We start from the raw sequence: 16,081 nt of genomic DNA, 5'->3' as shown, positions 1-16,081 counted from the left end.
ATAGGCAACAGACCAAACCAAAGTGTCGCGGGATGGAGCAGCCCGGTAGCTCGTCAGGCTCATAACCTGAAGGTCGCAGGTTCAAATCCTGCTCCCGCAACCACGTTTTCCGAACAAGCCGCCTCAGGGCGGCTTTCGTCGTTCTGGGCCAGACCAATCATTGCCGTCAAAGCGCCTTCAAAGTCAATTTGTACGCCGTCACCCTCATGCTGCACCGTGACACGTTCGATCAGGCCCCGGATGATCTCCAACGCCCCGGTGCGGATCGACGGGTCCGATAGTGCCTGCGCAAGATCTCCGACCTTGGAGCGATAAAGTTCGGACAGGTTCGGGTGCAATCGCACCGGGGACGGTGCGGGGTCGGAGAGCTTCGCCTCAAGATCGGCAATCTGCGTTTCGAGCTCTTCCAGCCTGGCCTGAAGACCTGGGGTGCGAATGCCTTCCGCAATCGCGTCATAAAACCCATTCAGTTTGCGCACGGCTTTGTCCCGTTCGGATTGCAGGCGGGTCCGGGTTGCCTCAATTGCGCCGGCTTCCGCGTTGACGGCTGTGCTGAAGGATCTGACAAATGCAGCCACGGCATCGGGCTGCATCAGTCGCTGACGAAGCAAATCCAGAACGGCGTCTTCCAGGACATTGCGGCGAATGGATTGCTTATGGGAACAAGTGCCGAGTTTGCGGGCGGCAGAGCAGGCGAGGTAGTCGCGCCCCACAGTGGCGAGTGGCCCTCCGCAGGTCCCGCAGAATGCAAGACCTGTCAGAAGGTGCTTCTTGCGGCGCTTCTCCCAAAACTTGGTTTCCTTGATGGCTTTGACGCGGGGATCAGCCTCGACCTCGCCTTGCCGCTGCTTGACCGCCTCCCAAAGTTCATCTCCGACGATCCGCAGATCAGGGACCTGCGCGATGATCCATTTAGACGGATCGTTGAGACGGGAAACACGTCTGCCGGTCTCTGGGTCCTTGATGTAGCGCAGCCGGTTCCAAACCAGACGGCCGATATAAAGTTCATTATTGAGAAGACCCGTTCCACGTGTGCGGTGCCCCCTGATGGCCGTGTCACGCCAAAGTTTGCCACGGGGACCGGGAATGCCTTCGGTATTGAGGTGGCGTGCGATGGCTTTCGGGGAATGCCCGTCGGTGAACTCTTGGAACACCCGCCGGACAATCTCGGCTTCCGCTGCGTTGATCACTCGTTCGCCCGTGACGGGTTGACCGTCCTGCCCGAGACGCCGGACGACGTCGTACCCATAACTGTTGCCGCCACCGGAGCGTCCAAGCTCCACCCGCCCGCGCAATCCCCGCCGGGTTTTATCTGCCAGATCTTTGAGGAACAGTTGGTTCATGGTCCCCTTGAGGCCCACATGCAACTCGCTGATCTCGCCTTCGGTCAGAGTCACGATGCCGACTCCTGCAAAGCTCAGGCGTTTGAAGATCGCAGCGATGTCTGCCTGGTCCCGACTCAAGCGATCCAGCGCCTCCGCCAAGATCAGATCAACTCGTCCTTCCTGGGTTGCATTGAAGAGCGCTTGCAGCCCGGGGCGCAACATGGACGCGCCAGAGACCGCCCGATCCGAATAGGCGTCTACAACGGTCCAGCCCTCGCGTTCTGCCCGTTCACGACACAGTCGCAACTGGTCTTCGATCGAAGCGTCCCGCTGCATCTGGCTGGAGAAACGGGCATAGATTGCGACTCGGGTCATCGACGTACCTTTTTCTTCTGGTTGATCAGCGCCGCGTAATCCCGGCCTGCTTCAATGGTTTGGGCGTGGATATAGTGATGCTCTGCCGTTCCGAAGCTCGTATGGGCCAATATTGGCCGGATCAGCTTTGCGTGTTCCGGAGAAGAGCGCGCCAACGTCGTTGCGGCGGCATCCCGGAAGAAATGCGGCGGGATACGGCGACCCGTCAGCTTCAGGGTCTGCTCCGCGATCCGGGGGCTCAGCGCGGCTTTCTTCAAAGGAGTGCCAGACCGGCCAACCCACAGGACATTGTGATGTTGCAGGCCACGCTCCATTAAGAAAAGACGGGCTTCGTTGACATAACGGTGCAAGAGCGGCTCAACGCACTGGGGAACATCAGCCTCCCATGGCTGACCAGACTTGGTCAGATCCCCCGGGAGCGCGACGGTTATGGTGTCTGCTGTGACATGCAAGGATATGCCAATTTGAAGGCCTGCGAAGGCGCGTCGACGCATCGGCATCAAAGCCAACATGGCAATCATGGTGCCATCCCGCAGATACATCATTCTGCGAAGCGGTGTTGGTGCTGCTTCTGCATGATCCGTCGCCAGAGACATTCCCGCCTTGAATAGTACCTCGCTGGATAATACACGCCCAATTTTGCGATCCCGATCACCCCGACCCGCGGCGCGCTTCAATCCCGTTTTTAGCTTTCGTTGCCCAGACCAGTCCTGCGTCGGATCCGCTGCGGATAGGATACGCAACACGCCATCAATGAACATCAACCGGGTCATCGGCCGGGTGTGTGAGAGGTCCTGAAGCCATGCGGACAAACGAGGCAGGGTGGCGCGTCGCGCTGGATGCAGTCTGATCGCCTCCGTATCGCTGTTAATCAGCCATTGCAGCCAACGGGCATAGCGCAACTCCAAAGTCTTCAACGAGGTTGCGCGCAGATGAGCGAGGGCGCCGCAATCGTCAAGCGGGCCACCTTCTGTCTGAAGGTTGAGCCACATATCCCGGTCTTGCACGGGCCAATCAGACAGAGGCAGAACAAGGCTCATCAGCGACGCCCTTTCTTCGCGTCGATCAGGTCGGCAAAAGCACGTGTTGCCGAACGTGCCTCAAGACCGGAGTACATGTTGATGGTGTGGCTGACCTCGGAATGCCCAAGCAACCGGCGTGCAACCTCGTAGCCCCCAGGGTTGGCGTCGAGCCAGTTCATCACCGCAAAATGGCGAAACAGGTGGGCGTTCATCTCCAATCCCGTTTCCTTGCGGATCCGTTTGGAGATGCGTGCCGAAAGGGCGTTCGGGTCGATTGGGCCACAACTCTTTCGGCGTGGAAACAACCACGGCGTTCCCGCGAGGCAGAGTTCCGGACAGCGAGATTTGAGGTGCAAGTCGATCATGCGCACGACATCGCGTGGGATCTCGAACTCGACAGGACGCTCATTTTTTGTCTCGTCGTCTTCCAGAACCAGGTAGACATGCTCATCACCCGGGCGGCGCAAGTGCCGTTCGAGGTGGATGCCAGCCAGGTTCTTTACGCGAACCGGGCAGACCAGCAGAATGGCGATGGCGAGCGCGTCTTCGCGGGCCAGAGCCCAGCCATACGGCTTGGACGTGCCGCGTGGTCGCGCGAAGATTCGTTCAGGCAAGAGCAACAGCCGCTGCTGGTGCCGGTCGTCCTGCAACACGCGCAGCCTGCTTCGGTTCTTTGGGGTCATGCCATTCTGAGGTTTGATCGCCAGACGCGCGGCAAGCCCGGCCAGTGCGTCCCGCGTGTCATCGGGGGCATGAAGTATCCGGGCCAGGTTGCGGAGCAGCGCGGCAATCTCGCTGATCATCTTTGTGGTCTGGTTGTTGGTACGTGTCAGCATCTGGCGCAAACCAAGTTCAGCCATCACCGGATCGATCAGGACATCCAAACCGCCGATCTCCGTGATTGGGACACCGGAGTGAACCAGTTCGGAGGCGAACCGAACAAGCTGTCTTTGGTATTGAGACAGGGTTGCAGGACGGAGCCTTTTGTTCTGGCCGTCATCTGCCAGCGGGTCCGGAGTTGCAAGACGATGCATCAGTTTTGCAAGTTCGCTTTGGAAAGGCGTCGGACCGCCAGGTTCCAGCCGTTAACCGCAGCCCGATATGCAACATCAGGAGATTTGCTGAACTCGTTATGTTCAAGCGCTTCTCGATAGGCCGTGGCATGATTTGAACATACGTTGGAGGGCTCAATGCCCTGCCGGTTCAAAAAATGCACGAAGCGGCAGAGAGCGGGTTGCAAAGTCTTGTCGCCGGATGCCAGCACATCGGTCCAGAGCGCTTGCCAGCCGGCAGACAGATCATCGATCCGGTTGAAGCGCCGTTCAACAAGCCCGAACTGCGCAAGGGCGGCACGCGCATCACTGACCGCGTTTTGCCAACTCTTCGGTGCAAGACCGAGTGCTGCCGGTGTGACTTTGGACAGACGGGGCTGCAACCAGCGGCTATCGCAGGGCACATCCTCTGGCGGCAGCCCAAGGACTTTGGCCACGCGGCGCAGACCGGAGATCATGTCGCGGCGGCGTCCGTCCGACAGAGACCTCTCGGAGCGCAGTTGGTCGATGACTTCGGCAAACATCGGAGTGTCGACTTTGACGAAGGCAAGTGTCAATGGAACGGGGCTCTGGCTAGTCATCGGGATTGCGTTCCTTTGGACAGATCAGGTCTCGGGTGGACGGGTGTGGACAGGTGGTCCGATTCGGGAAAAGCGTAGCACAGAAAGTCCGCAACTTACGGTGATGGCCTCTTCCCGAATAGTTATTAACACATTGACATTAATGGACATTAATGGACGCGTTGGTCTAGCGGAAATGGGCCTGCCGGTAGGCAGCATGCGCTGCCGGATCGATGCGGATGAGGCGACCGCCAGGGCCGACCCGGATGACGTCGAGCAGGCCTGCTGCAATGGCACGGCGCACCGTCTTCTCGGAGCAATTGTCCAGTTCAGCGATGTCCTTCACCGTCAGCAGCTGGCGGGTTTGTTTTTTCATTGCATTGATCCGTGGCATCCTGATGCGCCTCCTTTTGGTCAGAGGCGTCCCGGCCCAGTTCCCGTACTGCCTGGGCAGCCAGCAATCGGACCAATTGGTCAATCGCTGTCTCAACCTGCGTGCGCGCGTGGTCGTCAGAAGGGGGTATGGCAGGAACGCGTGTCATGCCATGACCATGACAACGCAGGCTTGCTCATTCTAAGTGTATTGATTGCCCGATTCCGGCGGGGCCCAACGCTCCTTCTCTTCGCGCCCAAGCTTGTCGCGAAAATCGTCAATATCCACTCGGATCGTCTCACCGCTCAGGTTTTGCCCCGGCACGGTGATCATCTTAACGACAGCCTGTATAAAGTTGACGAGTGGACCTTGCCGTTGTCCTCCGGGGCGACCGTCTGAATATGTCGAATAGGTTAGGGGGCGACCGGCATCTTTCCAGATATAGCAGCAGCTCTCGACGATGTACCGACGGCGTTTGTCGCGCGAGAACCGCTTGTCTCGTGGCGACATCTCTGCAACCGCGCCGGGCGTCGCACAGATTCGCCGAAGGTCATCTATGACGTCCTGAGTGAATGTCGTTGCGGTCTCAAGCTTGTCGAGGACTTGGTCAAGAAGCTCTCCATCTTCTGGCGTCGCCGCGAAATAAGTCGAAAGCGAACCCAATGCGTTCCGGAGTTCTTGGGGACCAATGGAACTCTGTTTGGCTTTCCGCAAAAGTTGCCTGAGGTGCTTTTGACCTCGTTCAATCGCTTGCGAGCGTCGGACCTCAGTCAGATTGATTGCGATGTCGTCGTCGCTATTGAGGCAGTTCCCAAGAAGCGCAGAGAGTTCGCGTACGAGCTTAGTTGGCAGGTCAAACTGCTCAGCCAAGCTCCCGATCATGTCGTCGGAAAGAGCGCCGCGTTCTCCGTAACAGCCAAGCTTCCATGACATCGAGCTTTTGATCCCATCCATGTGCGGATAGACGGAATAGTCACCTTCAGTATCTGCAACGTCTCGATTGCCCGTCAGGCCGCTGTCGGCGTTAGCGCTCATGTTTTTCTCCGTTTGCACATTCTAGGGTCTGGTCGCACATCCAAAAGCTTACGTGCATCAAGGCAGTAACGTTTGCTCCGAAAGCGCTGGTTGAGACGAGGCGACCCCCTCAAAGGTTGCACACAAACAAAAGAACAGGAAGAGAACAATTTGGGTAGCCGCTGTGTCGAGCCGCTGACCGGAACCGCCTGCGCTATTGGTGGGCTACGGCGCTTCGGGTCAGCTAAGGTTTGTACAACTTGCGGCCGCGCGAAACACAAAGATCCCCCAAAAAAAGCAGATCAATACACTTAGTCAGCAAGAGCGCAAAATCGGACGTTACGGGCTGGGATGGGCCTCCCCGTCTCCGTTGCGCCCGGTTTATTCTTGCTGCTTTCCCTGGTGAACGATCAAAAAAAAGCGGTGACCACGGTACGTTCACGACCGGCCTCCAATTGTGAACTACGGTTCGGGGACTACCCCATCCCGCACCGACGCGGCTCCTTCTGGCCCGGTGCAGAAACGCGACTACGGAACCCACCGGACGACGGTCGTCTTCAGACACTCGTCGGACCGGGGACTGCCGAGACCGAGCGCGGTCAGAGCGGGGCAGGTGAGAAGCCTGCGGGGAAGCGGCTGGCCTCCGATAAAAGGCATCGCGCGGATACGAACCTGAAAGCGAAGGGCCTTCTCCCGCAAGACCGGGGGGAAGGAGCGGGGGCCGGATATTGCCTGAAAAAAGGCAAGGTGAAGAGGCGCTTTCAGTGAGTTCCGCAGAATACCGTACACAGCGGGTTCTCTAGCACACAACCCCAAGCCAATGGCTGTTTTGAGTAACCAGCCAACCATTCAGGCAACCTGCAGAGAACAACCGCTAAGAGCCCATATTTCCCCGATGCTGCATGCGGCACCAGCGTCGGCCATGCCGACCGTGCGGACTTTCGCCGCGAGCGCAAAGTCCCTGAGGGCATGTACGCAGAAGCGGTTCAGGTGGGCGGTTTCCGGAGCTTGGTCGCGGATACTGCCTAAGGCGGCATTGTGAATTCTCAAATTCATACTTCAGTGTTAGCATTTTCGAATGTCGGACACTTGCAACACTACCAGACTGGAACGTCCGATCTCTGGAAACGTGAGCGCGCTCGAAAAATCGTCGACAAGGAGAACCATGATGCGCCTGGCATTCGCACTTTGCATTGCCCTTGCAGTCCCGCTGATGCCCGCCAATGCCAGGGCGCAATCGGCGAGCTTTCAGGAGCGTATAGCCGGTGCCGAGGTTCGATCTGGAGTCTTCGACCTCTACCAAAAAGACGGCGATCTGTTGCTTGCGATACCGCGCGACATGTTCGAACGCAGCCTGATCTGGTACGCCGAAGTTTCCAAATATCCCACCGACGCAGTGGCATTCGGCGGAAACGCCTTGGGGGCCCGCCTGATCCAGTTGGAACGGCGGCCCGATCGGGTCATGGTGCGGTCCCTTTCAGGGACCTCGTTCGAAAAGGTTTCGGGCGATCCCTATTACACTGGCGGACGTGACAAGCTTCGCCCCGTGAACCTCGCTGTGGAACGCGCCAACCTTGGTCCCATCATCGTCGATTTCCCGATCCTCGCGGAAAGCGACACTGGCGCCGTACTTGTGGATTTGCAGGAGGTGTTCGGGGGCGATATCGTCGGTTACTCGGTCGCCGCCCAATTGGCATCTACCGGCCTCGCTCCCGGGCCGAACGATCCCGACCGATCCTACGTTGCTGAAGCATCAGTTTATCCCGACAACCTCTTTGTCCGCTCGCAACTTACCTTCGAAGCGACCGATCAGGCCGGGCTGGCACAGCCGATTTCGGTGGAAACGGCGCATTCGATTGCCGTATTGCCGGAAACCCCGATGGAGCGTCGCCCCTATGACGACCGGGTTGGATTTTTCTTCACCGAATATCTGGTTTTTGAAAGCGAGTTCGGCGATGTGCAATCACGCGACCGTGCTGCCCTTCGCTACCGCCTGAAACACGCCGACCCGGATGCACCACGCCCATCGGACCCGGTTAAACCGATCGTTTTCTATCTATCCCGTGAAATCCCTGATCGTTGGCGTCCCTATATTCGCCAGGCAGTGGAGGACTGGCAGACCGCCTTCGAGGCTGCGGGCTTCACCAATGCAATCATAGCCCGTGACGCGCCAAGCCGGGATCAAGTCCCGGACTGGTCCCCGGAAGATGTTCGCCACAGTGTGATCCGCTGGGTTGCACAGCCGGTTCAGAACGCGATGGGGCCTAACATTCACGATCCCCGCTCTGGCGAAATTCTCTCCGCCCATATTCTGGTTTGGCCGGACGTAGTGAACCTTTTCAGCCGCTACTACTATTTGCTGATGCACCGGACCGATCCCGCCGCGGCCAAACTGCCGCTGCCGGAGGAATTGCAGGGGCGCATCCTGCGGTACGTCGTGTCACATGAGGTGGGCCATACGCTCGGGTTGCGGCACAACCACCGCGCATCGACGGCCTGGTCGACGGCGCAGCTCAGGGACCCGTTATTTACTGCGGAGAACGGCAGCACGTCATCCATTATGGCCTATGGGCGGTTCAATTACGTGGCGGAGCCGGATGATGGCGTCACGCAACTCATTCCTATCATTGGCTCCTACGATAGGCACGCCATCCGATGGGGGTATTCTTCCGATGTCGACGCAGAGGAGCTTGATTCCATCGCGGCGGAAGCCGAGGAGCGCCCCGAACTCATTTGGGGAGCAGGCGAACGTGGCGAGGAGTATCTTGCTCAGTTCGATCACCGTGTTCAGACTGAGAACATTGGGGCAGACAGGATCCTGGCGACGCGCGCGGGGATCGCCGCGCTGCACGCGAGCCTTGCGGCGTTGCCCCTGGCAGTAGAGCACACGCGCGATCCACAAGCCATGCTGGAGGAGACCTACGGAGACGCGCTCAATCGCTATGTCGGTATCGCTGGAAGCGTCGGCAAGCTGATCGGCGGTGTTACACAGACCTCCGGCGACGACCGACCGTTCGCCTATGTAGACCCTGAAGAGCAGAGGCGGGCCGTAGAGTTTCTTACCGGTGAAGCTATCCATGGCCTCAATGCTTTCGCTGACCCGGACTTGCTCGGACGTTTTCGGCCGATCGGAGGGTTGACTTCGGTCGAAAACGCAGCGGCGCAGATCATGAACGAAGTTCTGAACCGGAAGAGCGTCAGGATGGTTTACATGCAACGTCGGCTCCTGGGCGACACAGCCATGTCGCTGCAGGAATACGTCTCGCTGGTCACCGAAACACTATTGAGCGATCTGCCGTCAAAGGAACTGGTTTCGCCAGCGCAGAACGGTGCAATTATAGCCTATATCGACATCCTGACCGACCTAACCACCGAGGATGGCAATGCCGAGGATCTTGTCGCACTCGTTGATGCCGAGTACCCCTTGGAGGTTGCCATGGTCACAGCTGGCGGACTGAAAGGAACCTCCATCGGGGAGATAGCGAGCGCGGAACTCGAACGTGTGAACGCTATGCTGGGTAAGGGTCTTTCCAAACAAGGCGAAGAGGAGCAGTAGCGGTGCTGGCTCGTCGGTCCAGCGCAAGGATTGAAGGCCCAGAAAGAACCCATTCTGTTTGACGAAGTCTGATGGCGCACTAGGCTGATCACTACTGAAATTTGAAAGGACATTTTCAATGCTAAAAACTATCGGCGCCTGCCTTACATTGATGGTTGCAGCCAATGCTGCCCAAGCCTTTGACAGGCAGATAACCAACGCCCTCAAGACCTGTCACGACTACCTGTGGCAAGTTCCCGAGTTCGCGGATCTGCCCAATGCTGCGATTTCAGTGTTTCCCGCTTCGGAAAACGGCGACACCATCGTCGTGAATTGGAATGTCAACTGGGACCAGCCGACAATTCAAGCCGCGGGCAACTGCACGGTCATCGGCGGCAATGTCGAAGGGTTCGAGGATTACACCAAGTGACATCGCAAAATAGACGAGCTCTGGCACCGGCAATTGTCATCTGCCTGAGTGTGCTAGCCGCCTGCGACGCCAGCGAAGACGAGGTGCGGACGGCCGCGACCATCGGGGCCTCGGCTGCGCTTGCAGCGGAGGTCGCTGAGGAAACCAACAAAGCGACCGATTACGATGCGATCGCACAGGAAGCTGTCGCCGATGTGGATACATCCGATTTCGATGTGCTTACGAAATAATCGCGTTGTACAGAGGCCGGATGAGCTATGAAATGGCTGGTATGGACTGGGACCTTGTGCTGTCTGGCGCTTGCGGTCGTCGTCTTGGCCGTTCCACAGGTTCGGTTTCTGTTCTTCGGGCTTCCGGAGCAACGGCTGGAAGGTAGCGCAGTTTCCAAAGCCGAAACAGGATCGGCGCCTGTTGCCGAGGCGACCCGAGTTCAAGTGGAACAGGCGTTGCGAGATGCGGGCCTGAGCGAAAAGCCACTTCTGGGCGACATTTCTATCTCCGGTCATCTCGCCCGCCTCGATGACGGTGTAGTCTCATCCCAGCAACTGATGGAATATGCCGCGGGGCTCAGGGTGCTCGCTCTTCGAACCGGTGATTTCGGCCGCCAGATTCCATCGACCTTCTGGGACGTGGATACCGACCAGTTGCGCGCAGATGGTTGGGATGCTTATCGCGTTGTCGACGCGCTTGCGTCAGTAGAGGGCGAACCATACCTTGAAGCGCTCGGCGGCGCCTACACCCGGTTTCACGCCTTCAAGCTGGCCGAGATGTCAGGGGGCGGCACTGATGACACGGCGCTCGACACGGCGCTTGACCTGTTCCAGGCAGCAATCAAACTGATTGAGATAGTTCCGCCGGAGCACATGCTGGAGACTTCGGAATACATTCGCGGAAGGGAGCAGGCGGCGCTCTACCTCTGGCAGCAATTGATTGTGGGGTCCTCGCGCCGCAACCCACTCACACATATCAAGCTGTTCAACCACGGATTCACCACGCGGTTCCATGTTGGAACGATCTGGCAATATGAAACCGGGACCGCATTGGACAACTCATCGATCTGGGGCGTTTCCGGCTTTGCACCTGAATTCGTTGGCCCGCCGGAGAACAACAACCAAGTCGAACACATGTCGATCAGCATGACGGTTCAGGGCATCCTGCGAGAGCCGCTTCTGGTCCTTGAGGCCTTCGAGGAGTTCGAGACCCTTTCCGGATCGGCCACCGCAGCCGAGGCAGCTGCCGACGACGCGTTGAATGCTGCGATCCAGCAGGCGTTCATTCCCGGTTTCGAGGACGATCTTCCGTCGGCAGTTGCTGCGCTGCGTGAGCAACTACATGAGCGCTAATTGATTCAATCGCCAGTAATATCTGCAGCTTGCAAAAACGGTTTATGAAACCCACCTGTAACCAGCACATTTTGCCGAACAAGGTGCCCTTAGCGGTCGTCCGCTTTGAGTTTTGACTAACGGCCGCACTGCGTCGTTCGCTACACGCGGAGTTATGTTGCACTTGCGAAGCCGCCACAATACGAGAAGGCTGGCAAAGCTCAGTTGGCCGACGTCTAGTTGAGTCTGGTGAGCGGCGGGTTTGTCCGCATCTTAGCTGTTCGGGACTGACTAGGTGAAAGGCAGGTGCTCCGGTAATCTGCCATTCACGCTTGGCGCGGCGAAGGTTTCAGGAGAGCCCACTTTGACCGATGCTGCGCGATCCCCCAATTACAGCAATGCGCAGGATAGGGACCATTGCATAGTTTGAGGACGGCCCAGAGCGGACTTTTAAGTAGCGCGCCGAGAATGGCGGCTTCGAAAGCCACAGCGAACAAGCAAGCTGCCCAACCCGGACGATGTGCGCCGCTACTCGGTGTGTCACACCGCACGGATCTCGAGTTACTCGCGACCGACGTCGCGCCTACCTTGGTGGCGAGTGTGTGAAAGGCACTGCGGGTATTGAACGAAACGGGCGTTGCGTTGTTCGAACGTTGGCTTTGGCAACTGGCAAGAAGGTCAGACGGGCCTTAACGTGGCGCAACACGTCAGACACCGAGACTACGGACCAGAAATGAAATCCGAGATTCCAAAACACAGCGCAATCTGGGGACAGATCATTGTCGGTGAGTTGAAGAAAACAGGCCTTTCCGAGCGGGATATCCGAAAGGAGTTCGGGATAACCAGATCTCAACTCGAAGACCCGGATGCTCGCTGGTCCTTCGACAAGACTGCCTGGTTGTTTGAAAAGGCGAGCGCTTTGACCAGGGACGACCTTGTCGGATACCGCCTGGCACAGTCGCCGGACCTGGTCAGGAAGGCCGGGTTGCTCGCCTATGTCGGCGTTTCGGCACCTACCGTTGGCGGTTACCTTCGAAACATCACCCGTTTTCAGCGCGTGATCGGTGACGCGAGCAAGACGGCCATGGAAGAAGGCCCGGAAACCACCCGGCTGACCTGGCACTACGATGTGCCAGCAAGCATTCCGACCGGGCAATATGCCGAGTTTGGAGCCGTTGGCACGGTCTTCGCCCTGCGGGACTACTCCAATCGGCAAATCCGTCCGACGCATGTTCGGTTCGCGCATCAGCGGCTGACTGGCACCGAGGCCCTCGACAGGTTCTTTGGCTGCAATGTCCTGTTTGGTGCCGCGGAGAACAGCATTGCCTTCAAGGCGGCTGATATGGATGTGCCGCTGTTGACGGCCGACGACAACTTGCAGCGGACGCTTTCGGTCATTTGCGAGAACACGCTGGCTCGGATGCCGCAGACACCCAACAGTGTGGCCCGGGTTGTTGAGAGGCAGATCACGGCGCGTCTTGCAGCCGGCACGGCCCAGCAGGACGCAATTGCGGCGGAACTTGGGATGAGCGCCCGAACGCTGGCCCGCCGACTGACCGACGAGGGCACGAGCTTCGCAGCGGTCGTCGCCAATCTGCGAAAGGCTCTGGCCCGGGACTATCTGCTCAACAGCACGCTTCCGCTCACCGAGATCGCCTATCTTCTCGGATATAGCGACGCCAGTACCTTCAGCACGGCATTCCGAAGATGGTACGGACAGCCCCCCAGCGACTTCAGGGAGCAGCCAGCAACAGAAGCGCCCCTGGCATAGGGCGAACGATCTGAGTAGAGGCCGGACTGCTCGGATCATAGGCCCGCACTTTCACGTTTCTCCGTCTTCCTGAACCACCCTGACGCAACAAACCCGGCAGGCATGAGGCCTAACGGGTTTGAAGCAGATGCCGGATCTCTCCAGCGTCGGTTGGAAGGGGTAAACCGTTCCGGTTGTCTCGTTGCGGGATCAGCGCTTGTGCTTGTTGCCACCCTTCTTGCGATCGTCCTTGCGATCTTGACGATCCCGGTCTTCGGCGATCTTGCCACCGAGCGCACCGGCGGGGGCGCCGAGGGCCAGGCCGTCCTTGGCGTCGCCGCCGGTGATTTCGGTCAGCACGGCGCCGGCCACAGCGCCCTTGAGGGCTTTCTCACCGATGTCACCGGCATTGGCGGCCATCGGGGCAGCGAGGGCGAGTGAGGCGGCAAGGGCGGCGAATACGGTGTTCTTGAGGGTGTTTGTCATCGGTTCCAACCTTTCTGACGGTGGCGACCTCCGTGGCCGCCTTCTGTGGAAAGATCTAAGCGAACCGCCATGCCCCCGCTTGAGAGCATCCGACAGCTTCATTGGAATGGCTGACATTGCAGAGCAACAAGCCAAATTCGACGGTTGTTCTGCCGTCAAGACTTTCGCCTGACGCAATGCCAATCATCCAAGGGGTCGCCTCCTTGGCCGCGATGGCTGCATGGGCCGTTCCGGCGCAGGCACGACACTCCCAACCAGACGGCATTCTATCCGCCGCTACTCAGGTCAAAGATTGATCCGCAGCCTCAAGCCGAAAACGGTCGTGTCCTGATCGTTGAAGCCCGGGTTGATCATGTGCTGGACGTCCGCCGTCAGGGCGACATTGTCCGACAGGTCCAACCGATAGAAGGCCTCCATTGTGGTCTGGGTGTCGAGCGTTTCATCTACCGGGTCCGCAACGGTCGCGCCAAACCCAAAGAGGTCGTCATAGAGGCCCGGCCGCCATAGAAGTCCAGCGTTGGCTGCGCGTCGGGCGATCGGCGCCTCACCCTCCGACCAGCCGAGGCGTCCGTAGATCATGAATTCCTCGTTGATCGTGTGGTTGGCAGACAGGATCGCCCCGTAGCTCTCCGGCACGCCTGCCTCGGTGCGTTCATCGACGTGAAATACCCCGAGGTGAACGTTGGTTAGAAAGCGCTTCGAGCGTTCGGGCGTCCATCCGATCTCGGCGTATTTGTAGAACTCGGGGCCACCGGGAAACCACTCGACATCGGTCAGCGAGCCGTTTGCATCCGACAGGACACCGAGGGCATAGATCTGGTCGGTCAGGAAACCGCCCCCCGCAATGCCGAAGCCGGGATCGGGGATCGGCAGGACCGGGCTGAACAGGATCGAGAAATTGGAGAAAGTCGTGCGTGGGTTCACGTAGCCGAGGATGTCCGAGTAGTCTCCCGGATCGATCCGGCCGGCCACGAAACCGGCCTTCCCGCCAGCGAGCGTCTGGGACCAGTAGGCGACGGAGAGGGTCGTGTCGGTGTCACTGAATGTCGTTGCGGTGACGCCCGCATAGCCGATTTCCCCGGCAAGCCCGCTTGGCGCGATGTCCGTGCCGAGCAGATGGCGGTTCTCCAATGTGAAGACCAATTGCCCGGCATTTTCGCCGCCGCGATTGAGCAGCGTCCACTGGCCCAGAATGCGCGCCTGGCCCAAGGCGGCCTCGTCGATATCGGTCAGGCTCTCGGTCGCGGACTGGTAATAGGCCTGGTAGTCGAAGGAGAGGTTCAGGCCGGTGCGTTCGGCAAAGCGTTGCCGCGATGCCTCCAAGGGGTCCAATGCCGCATCCAGCCCCGGCCAGCGAGAGTCCTGCAACCGCCGCACTCGGTCTTGTTCCAGTTGGGCCTGCGTGGATGCCGGGCCACCGAGCGAGACCGCTGCGGCGGCCTCCAGGGCGGACGTTGGCCGGCTTTCCTGCGCCAAGGCTCCGGTTGATAACCAGAAGCCAGCGACGATGACCGTACCGAGAAGCCTTGCCTGTCCCATATGAGGTCTCTCTTGTTGCTCTTGATTCTTCTTCGGCCCGCTCATGCAAGTATCGCCAGTACGACATCCCGGCCCGTCCAGAGGACGAAGGCCGAAAGCGTAGCCGTGATCATGGCAGGCACACCGTCTTTCCAAGTGTCCCAGATCAGATGACAACCGATTGCGCCAAGCGACGTGCCCAGAAGGGCAGCGGCCTCGAGCGGCCCGAGCAAGCTGCCTTGAAACCAGATCGCCACCGCCCCGAAAAGCTCGACACCACCGACAAGCGCCATGATCTGACGGTTCAGCCCGTATTTGACGAACATCGCCAGTTGCGTTTCGAAGATGAGCTTCTGCCAGCCAAGGATCTTGATCGAACTGGCGAAGAGAAAGAAGGCGGACAGCAGGCCAATGGCAACTATTTGCATAATACGACTCCGCCGACACACACAGGGCTGAAGTTCATTTGATGTTCCCTTCTGGATCGTCCCGAGTGTGCAGTCCGGTTACTTGAGATCGTCCTGCGCCTTGATCTCCGGCACACGGGCGAGGGCTTCGGCCATGTCGGCGCTGCTCATCAACTCGATCATCTGGTAATCCTCCAGCAACCCGTCACCGAGACGGCTGACATAGAAGGCCTGGATGAAGGTGGGGTCGTCCGGCAGGGCGACGGTGATGTAGTTCTTCCCGTTCCCAAGCCCCCAATAGTAGCTCAAAAGCTCGCCGCCGAGCGCCTCGATCCCACCCTTCACCGAGGCCGCGCGGTCCCCGGGATTGGCGATCTGCATCTCCCAGGCGGCGCTGTTGGATGCGCCGATAAACAGGAAGGTGCGCATGTCTTTTGTGTCCTGCGCCGCTGCAACTGTCGCAGAGACGCAAAGGGCTGTCGAAAGAAGGATCCTGTTCATCTTGCCACCCGGAATTGCTTCGATGTTGTGGTCAGTACAGCATGGCTGCCCTGACCGTTCTTGTGGGTTCAATGCCCCGGAGCTCCGGGAATGGAGTGTTCCAGCTCGGCAGGGCGGAGCGGGAACTCGGAATGCTCATCCTCTGGCGTTTCGATGTCGGCGTGCCAGGTGAATTCCTTGTCCCCGAGGTCCAGATCGATCTCGCCCCCTTCAATGACCGGGTAACGGATCGGCTGCCCGGGCCGCAGGTCGATATTAGCGACACCGTCGTCGATAATGACCTGCCCGCTCACCAGAACGTAGGGGATTCCCTTGGTGAAGGAGCCGTTCATGCCCTTCTTCATCGATGATGTTTCGGTGATCGTGTCGGGGTCGAAGATCGTGATATCCGCGATCATGCCTTCCTGCATC

At 58.9% G+C, this 16,081-nt stretch carries 16 protein-coding genes and 1 tRNA gene; 6 read left to right on the top strand and 11 right to left on the bottom strand.

Annotated elements, in window-relative coordinates; genetic code table 11:
* The first annotated feature begins 26 nt into the window (after nucleotides 1-26).
* A tRNA-Met gene (locus ACR0NY_RS18285) sits at nucleotides 27-103 on the top strand.
* On the opposite strand, the gene ACR0NY_RS18280 is transcribed toward ACR0NY_RS18285, so the two are convergent.
* The 6 genes from ACR0NY_RS18280 to ACR0NY_RS18255 form a co-directional block, all read right to left on the bottom strand.
* Nucleotides 60-1,661 (bottom strand): recombinase family protein, encoded by a 1,602-nt coding sequence (locus ACR0NY_RS18280; RefSeq protein ID WP_254432997.1) that lies wholly within the window; start codon nucleotides 1,659-1,661, stop codon nucleotides 60-62. The genes ACR0NY_RS18285 and ACR0NY_RS18280 overlap by 44 nt on opposite strands.
* Nucleotides 1,662-1,696: 35 nt before the next feature.
* Nucleotides 1,697-2,740, bottom strand: coding sequence for a tyrosine-type recombinase/integrase (locus ACR0NY_RS18275; RefSeq protein ID WP_170370149.1), 1,044 nt, complete (start codon nucleotides 2,738-2,740; stop codon nucleotides 1,697-1,699).
* Complete coding sequence (locus tag ACR0NY_RS18270) at nucleotides 2,740-3,567, bottom strand: site-specific integrase (protein ID WP_170370148.1); 828 nt, start codon at nucleotides 3,565-3,567, stop codon at nucleotides 2,740-2,742. The genes ACR0NY_RS18275 and ACR0NY_RS18270 overlap by 1 nt, the downstream gene beginning before the upstream one ends.
* A 188-nt stretch (nucleotides 3,568-3,755) precedes the next feature.
* Nucleotides 3,756-4,355, bottom strand: coding sequence for a hypothetical protein (locus tag ACR0NY_RS18265; RefSeq protein ID WP_170370146.1), 600 nt, complete (start codon nucleotides 4,353-4,355; stop codon nucleotides 3,756-3,758).
* A gap of 166 nt (nucleotides 4,356-4,521) precedes the next feature.
* Nucleotides 4,522-4,710, bottom strand: a complete 189-nt coding sequence (locus ACR0NY_RS18260) for a helix-turn-helix domain-containing protein (RefSeq protein WP_254437851.1) — start codon at nucleotides 4,708-4,710, stop codon at nucleotides 4,522-4,524.
* A 198-nt stretch (nucleotides 4,711-4,908) separates the two neighbouring features.
* Nucleotides 4,909-5,742, bottom strand: a complete 834-nt coding sequence (locus ACR0NY_RS18255) for a sensor histidine kinase (protein WP_170342838.1) — start codon at nucleotides 5,740-5,742, stop codon at nucleotides 4,909-4,911.
* Between the two features lie 1,147 nt (nucleotides 5,743-6,889).
* Here ACR0NY_RS18255 and ACR0NY_RS18250 point away from each other — a divergent pair.
* The 5 genes from ACR0NY_RS18250 (at nucleotide 6,890) to ACR0NY_RS18230 (ending at nucleotide 12,779) form a co-directional block, all read left to right on the top strand.
* The gene (locus ACR0NY_RS18250) at nucleotides 6,890-9,277 is read left to right on the top strand and encodes a zinc-dependent metalloprotease (RefSeq protein WP_170370144.1); all 2,388 of its coding nucleotides are present in this window, start codon (nucleotides 6,890-6,892) and stop codon (nucleotides 9,275-9,277) included.
* Between the two features lie 118 nt (nucleotides 9,278-9,395).
* Entirely contained in the window at nucleotides 9,396-9,686 is a 291-nt protein-coding gene (locus ACR0NY_RS18245; protein ID WP_170342835.1) for a hypothetical protein, read from the top strand.
* On the top strand, nucleotides 9,683-9,916 hold the full coding sequence (locus tag ACR0NY_RS18240; protein ID WP_170342834.1) for a hypothetical protein: 234 nt from the start codon (nucleotides 9,683-9,685) through the stop codon (nucleotides 9,914-9,916). The genes ACR0NY_RS18245 and ACR0NY_RS18240 overlap by 4 nt, the downstream gene beginning before the upstream one ends.
* A gap of 84 nt (nucleotides 9,917-10,000) precedes the next feature.
* Entirely contained in the window at nucleotides 10,001-11,029 is a 1,029-nt protein-coding gene (locus tag ACR0NY_RS18235) for a hypothetical protein (RefSeq protein ID WP_170370142.1), read from the top strand.
* A gap of 712 nt (nucleotides 11,030-11,741) precedes the next feature.
* Entirely contained in the window at nucleotides 11,742-12,779 is a 1,038-nt protein-coding gene (locus ACR0NY_RS18230; protein ID WP_170342831.1) for an AraC family transcriptional regulator, read from the top strand.
* 189 nt (nucleotides 12,780-12,968) lie between these two features.
* Here the strand turns inward: ACR0NY_RS18230 and ACR0NY_RS18225 are convergent, their stop codons facing one another.
* The 5 genes from ACR0NY_RS18225 to ACR0NY_RS18205 form a co-directional block, all read right to left on the bottom strand.
* Nucleotides 12,969-13,244: a hypothetical protein gene (locus tag ACR0NY_RS18225; protein WP_170370140.1), complete on the bottom strand. Its 276-nt coding sequence runs from the start codon at nucleotides 13,242-13,244 to the stop codon at nucleotides 12,969-12,971.
* 285 nt (nucleotides 13,245-13,529) lie between these two features.
* Nucleotides 13,530-14,783: a carbohydrate porin gene (locus tag ACR0NY_RS18220; protein WP_170370138.1), complete on the bottom strand. Its 1,254-nt coding sequence runs from the start codon at nucleotides 14,781-14,783 to the stop codon at nucleotides 13,530-13,532.
* 41 nt (nucleotides 14,784-14,824) lie between these two features.
* Nucleotides 14,825-15,190 carry a DoxX family protein gene (locus tag ACR0NY_RS18215; protein WP_170370136.1) on the bottom strand — a complete coding sequence of 122 codons (366 nt, stop codon included), beginning with the start codon at nucleotides 15,188-15,190 and terminating at the stop codon, nucleotides 14,825-14,827.
* Between the two features lie 78 nt (nucleotides 15,191-15,268).
* Nucleotides 15,269-15,670: a hypothetical protein gene (locus ACR0NY_RS18210; protein WP_170364433.1), complete on the bottom strand. Its 402-nt coding sequence runs from the start codon at nucleotides 15,668-15,670 to the stop codon at nucleotides 15,269-15,271.
* A gap of 68 nt (nucleotides 15,671-15,738) precedes the next feature.
* Nucleotides 15,739-16,080, bottom strand: coding sequence for a hypothetical protein (locus ACR0NY_RS18205; RefSeq protein ID WP_170370134.1), 342 nt, complete (start codon nucleotides 16,078-16,080; stop codon nucleotides 15,739-15,741).
* Between the last annotated feature and the right edge of the window lies 1 nt (nucleotide 16,081).

It is taken from the genome of Ruegeria sp. BJ5, assembly GCF_056537865.1.
This window is presented reverse-complemented; position numbering and strand designations above follow the sequence as displayed.

What these genes read in the sequence shown, in the direction of transcription:
- ACR0NY_RS18280 (WP_254432997.1), bottom strand. Translation starts at nt 1,661, where the DNA reads ATGCAGCGGGACGCTTCGATCGAAGACCAGTTGCGACTGTGTCGTGAA.
- ACR0NY_RS18275 (WP_170370149.1), bottom strand. Translation starts at nt 2,740, where the DNA reads ATGAGCCTTGTTCTGCCTCTGTCTGATTGGCCCGTGCAAGACCGGGAT.
- ACR0NY_RS18265 (WP_170370146.1), bottom strand. Translation starts at nt 4,355, where the DNA reads ATGACTAGCCAGAGCCCCGTTCCATTGACACTTGCCTTCGTCAAAGTC.
- ACR0NY_RS18260 (WP_254437851.1), bottom strand. Translation starts at nt 4,710, where the DNA reads ATGAAAAAACAAACCCGCCAGCTGCTGACGGTGAAGGACATCGCTGAA.
- ACR0NY_RS18255 (WP_170342838.1), bottom strand. Translation starts at nt 5,742, where the DNA reads ATGAGCGCTAACGCCGACAGCGGCCTGACGGGCAATCGAGACGTTGCA.
- ACR0NY_RS18250 (WP_170370144.1), top strand. Translation starts at nt 6,890, where the DNA reads ATGCGCCTGGCATTCGCACTTTGCATTGCCCTTGCAGTCCCGCTGATG.
- ACR0NY_RS18245 (WP_170342835.1), top strand. Translation starts at nt 9,396, where the DNA reads ATGCTAAAAACTATCGGCGCCTGCCTTACATTGATGGTTGCAGCCAAT.
- ACR0NY_RS18230 (WP_170342831.1), top strand. Translation starts at nt 11,742, where the DNA reads ATGAAATCCGAGATTCCAAAACACAGCGCAATCTGGGGACAGATCATT.
- ACR0NY_RS18225 (WP_170370140.1), bottom strand. Translation starts at nt 13,244, where the DNA reads ATGACAAACACCCTCAAGAACACCGTATTCGCCGCCCTTGCCGCCTCA.
- ACR0NY_RS18220 (WP_170370138.1), bottom strand. Translation starts at nt 14,783, where the DNA reads ATGGGACAGGCAAGGCTTCTCGGTACGGTCATCGTCGCTGGCTTCTGG.
- ACR0NY_RS18215 (WP_170370136.1), bottom strand. Translation starts at nt 15,190, where the DNA reads ATGCAAATAGTTGCCATTGGCCTGCTGTCCGCCTTCTTTCTCTTCGCC.
- ACR0NY_RS18210 (WP_170364433.1), bottom strand. Translation starts at nt 15,670, where the DNA reads ATGAACAGGATCCTTCTTTCGACAGCCCTTTGCGTCTCTGCGACAGTT.
- ACR0NY_RS18205 (WP_170370134.1), bottom strand. Translation starts at nt 16,080, where the DNA reads ATGCAGGAAGGCATGATCGCGGATATCACGATCTTCGACCCCGACACG.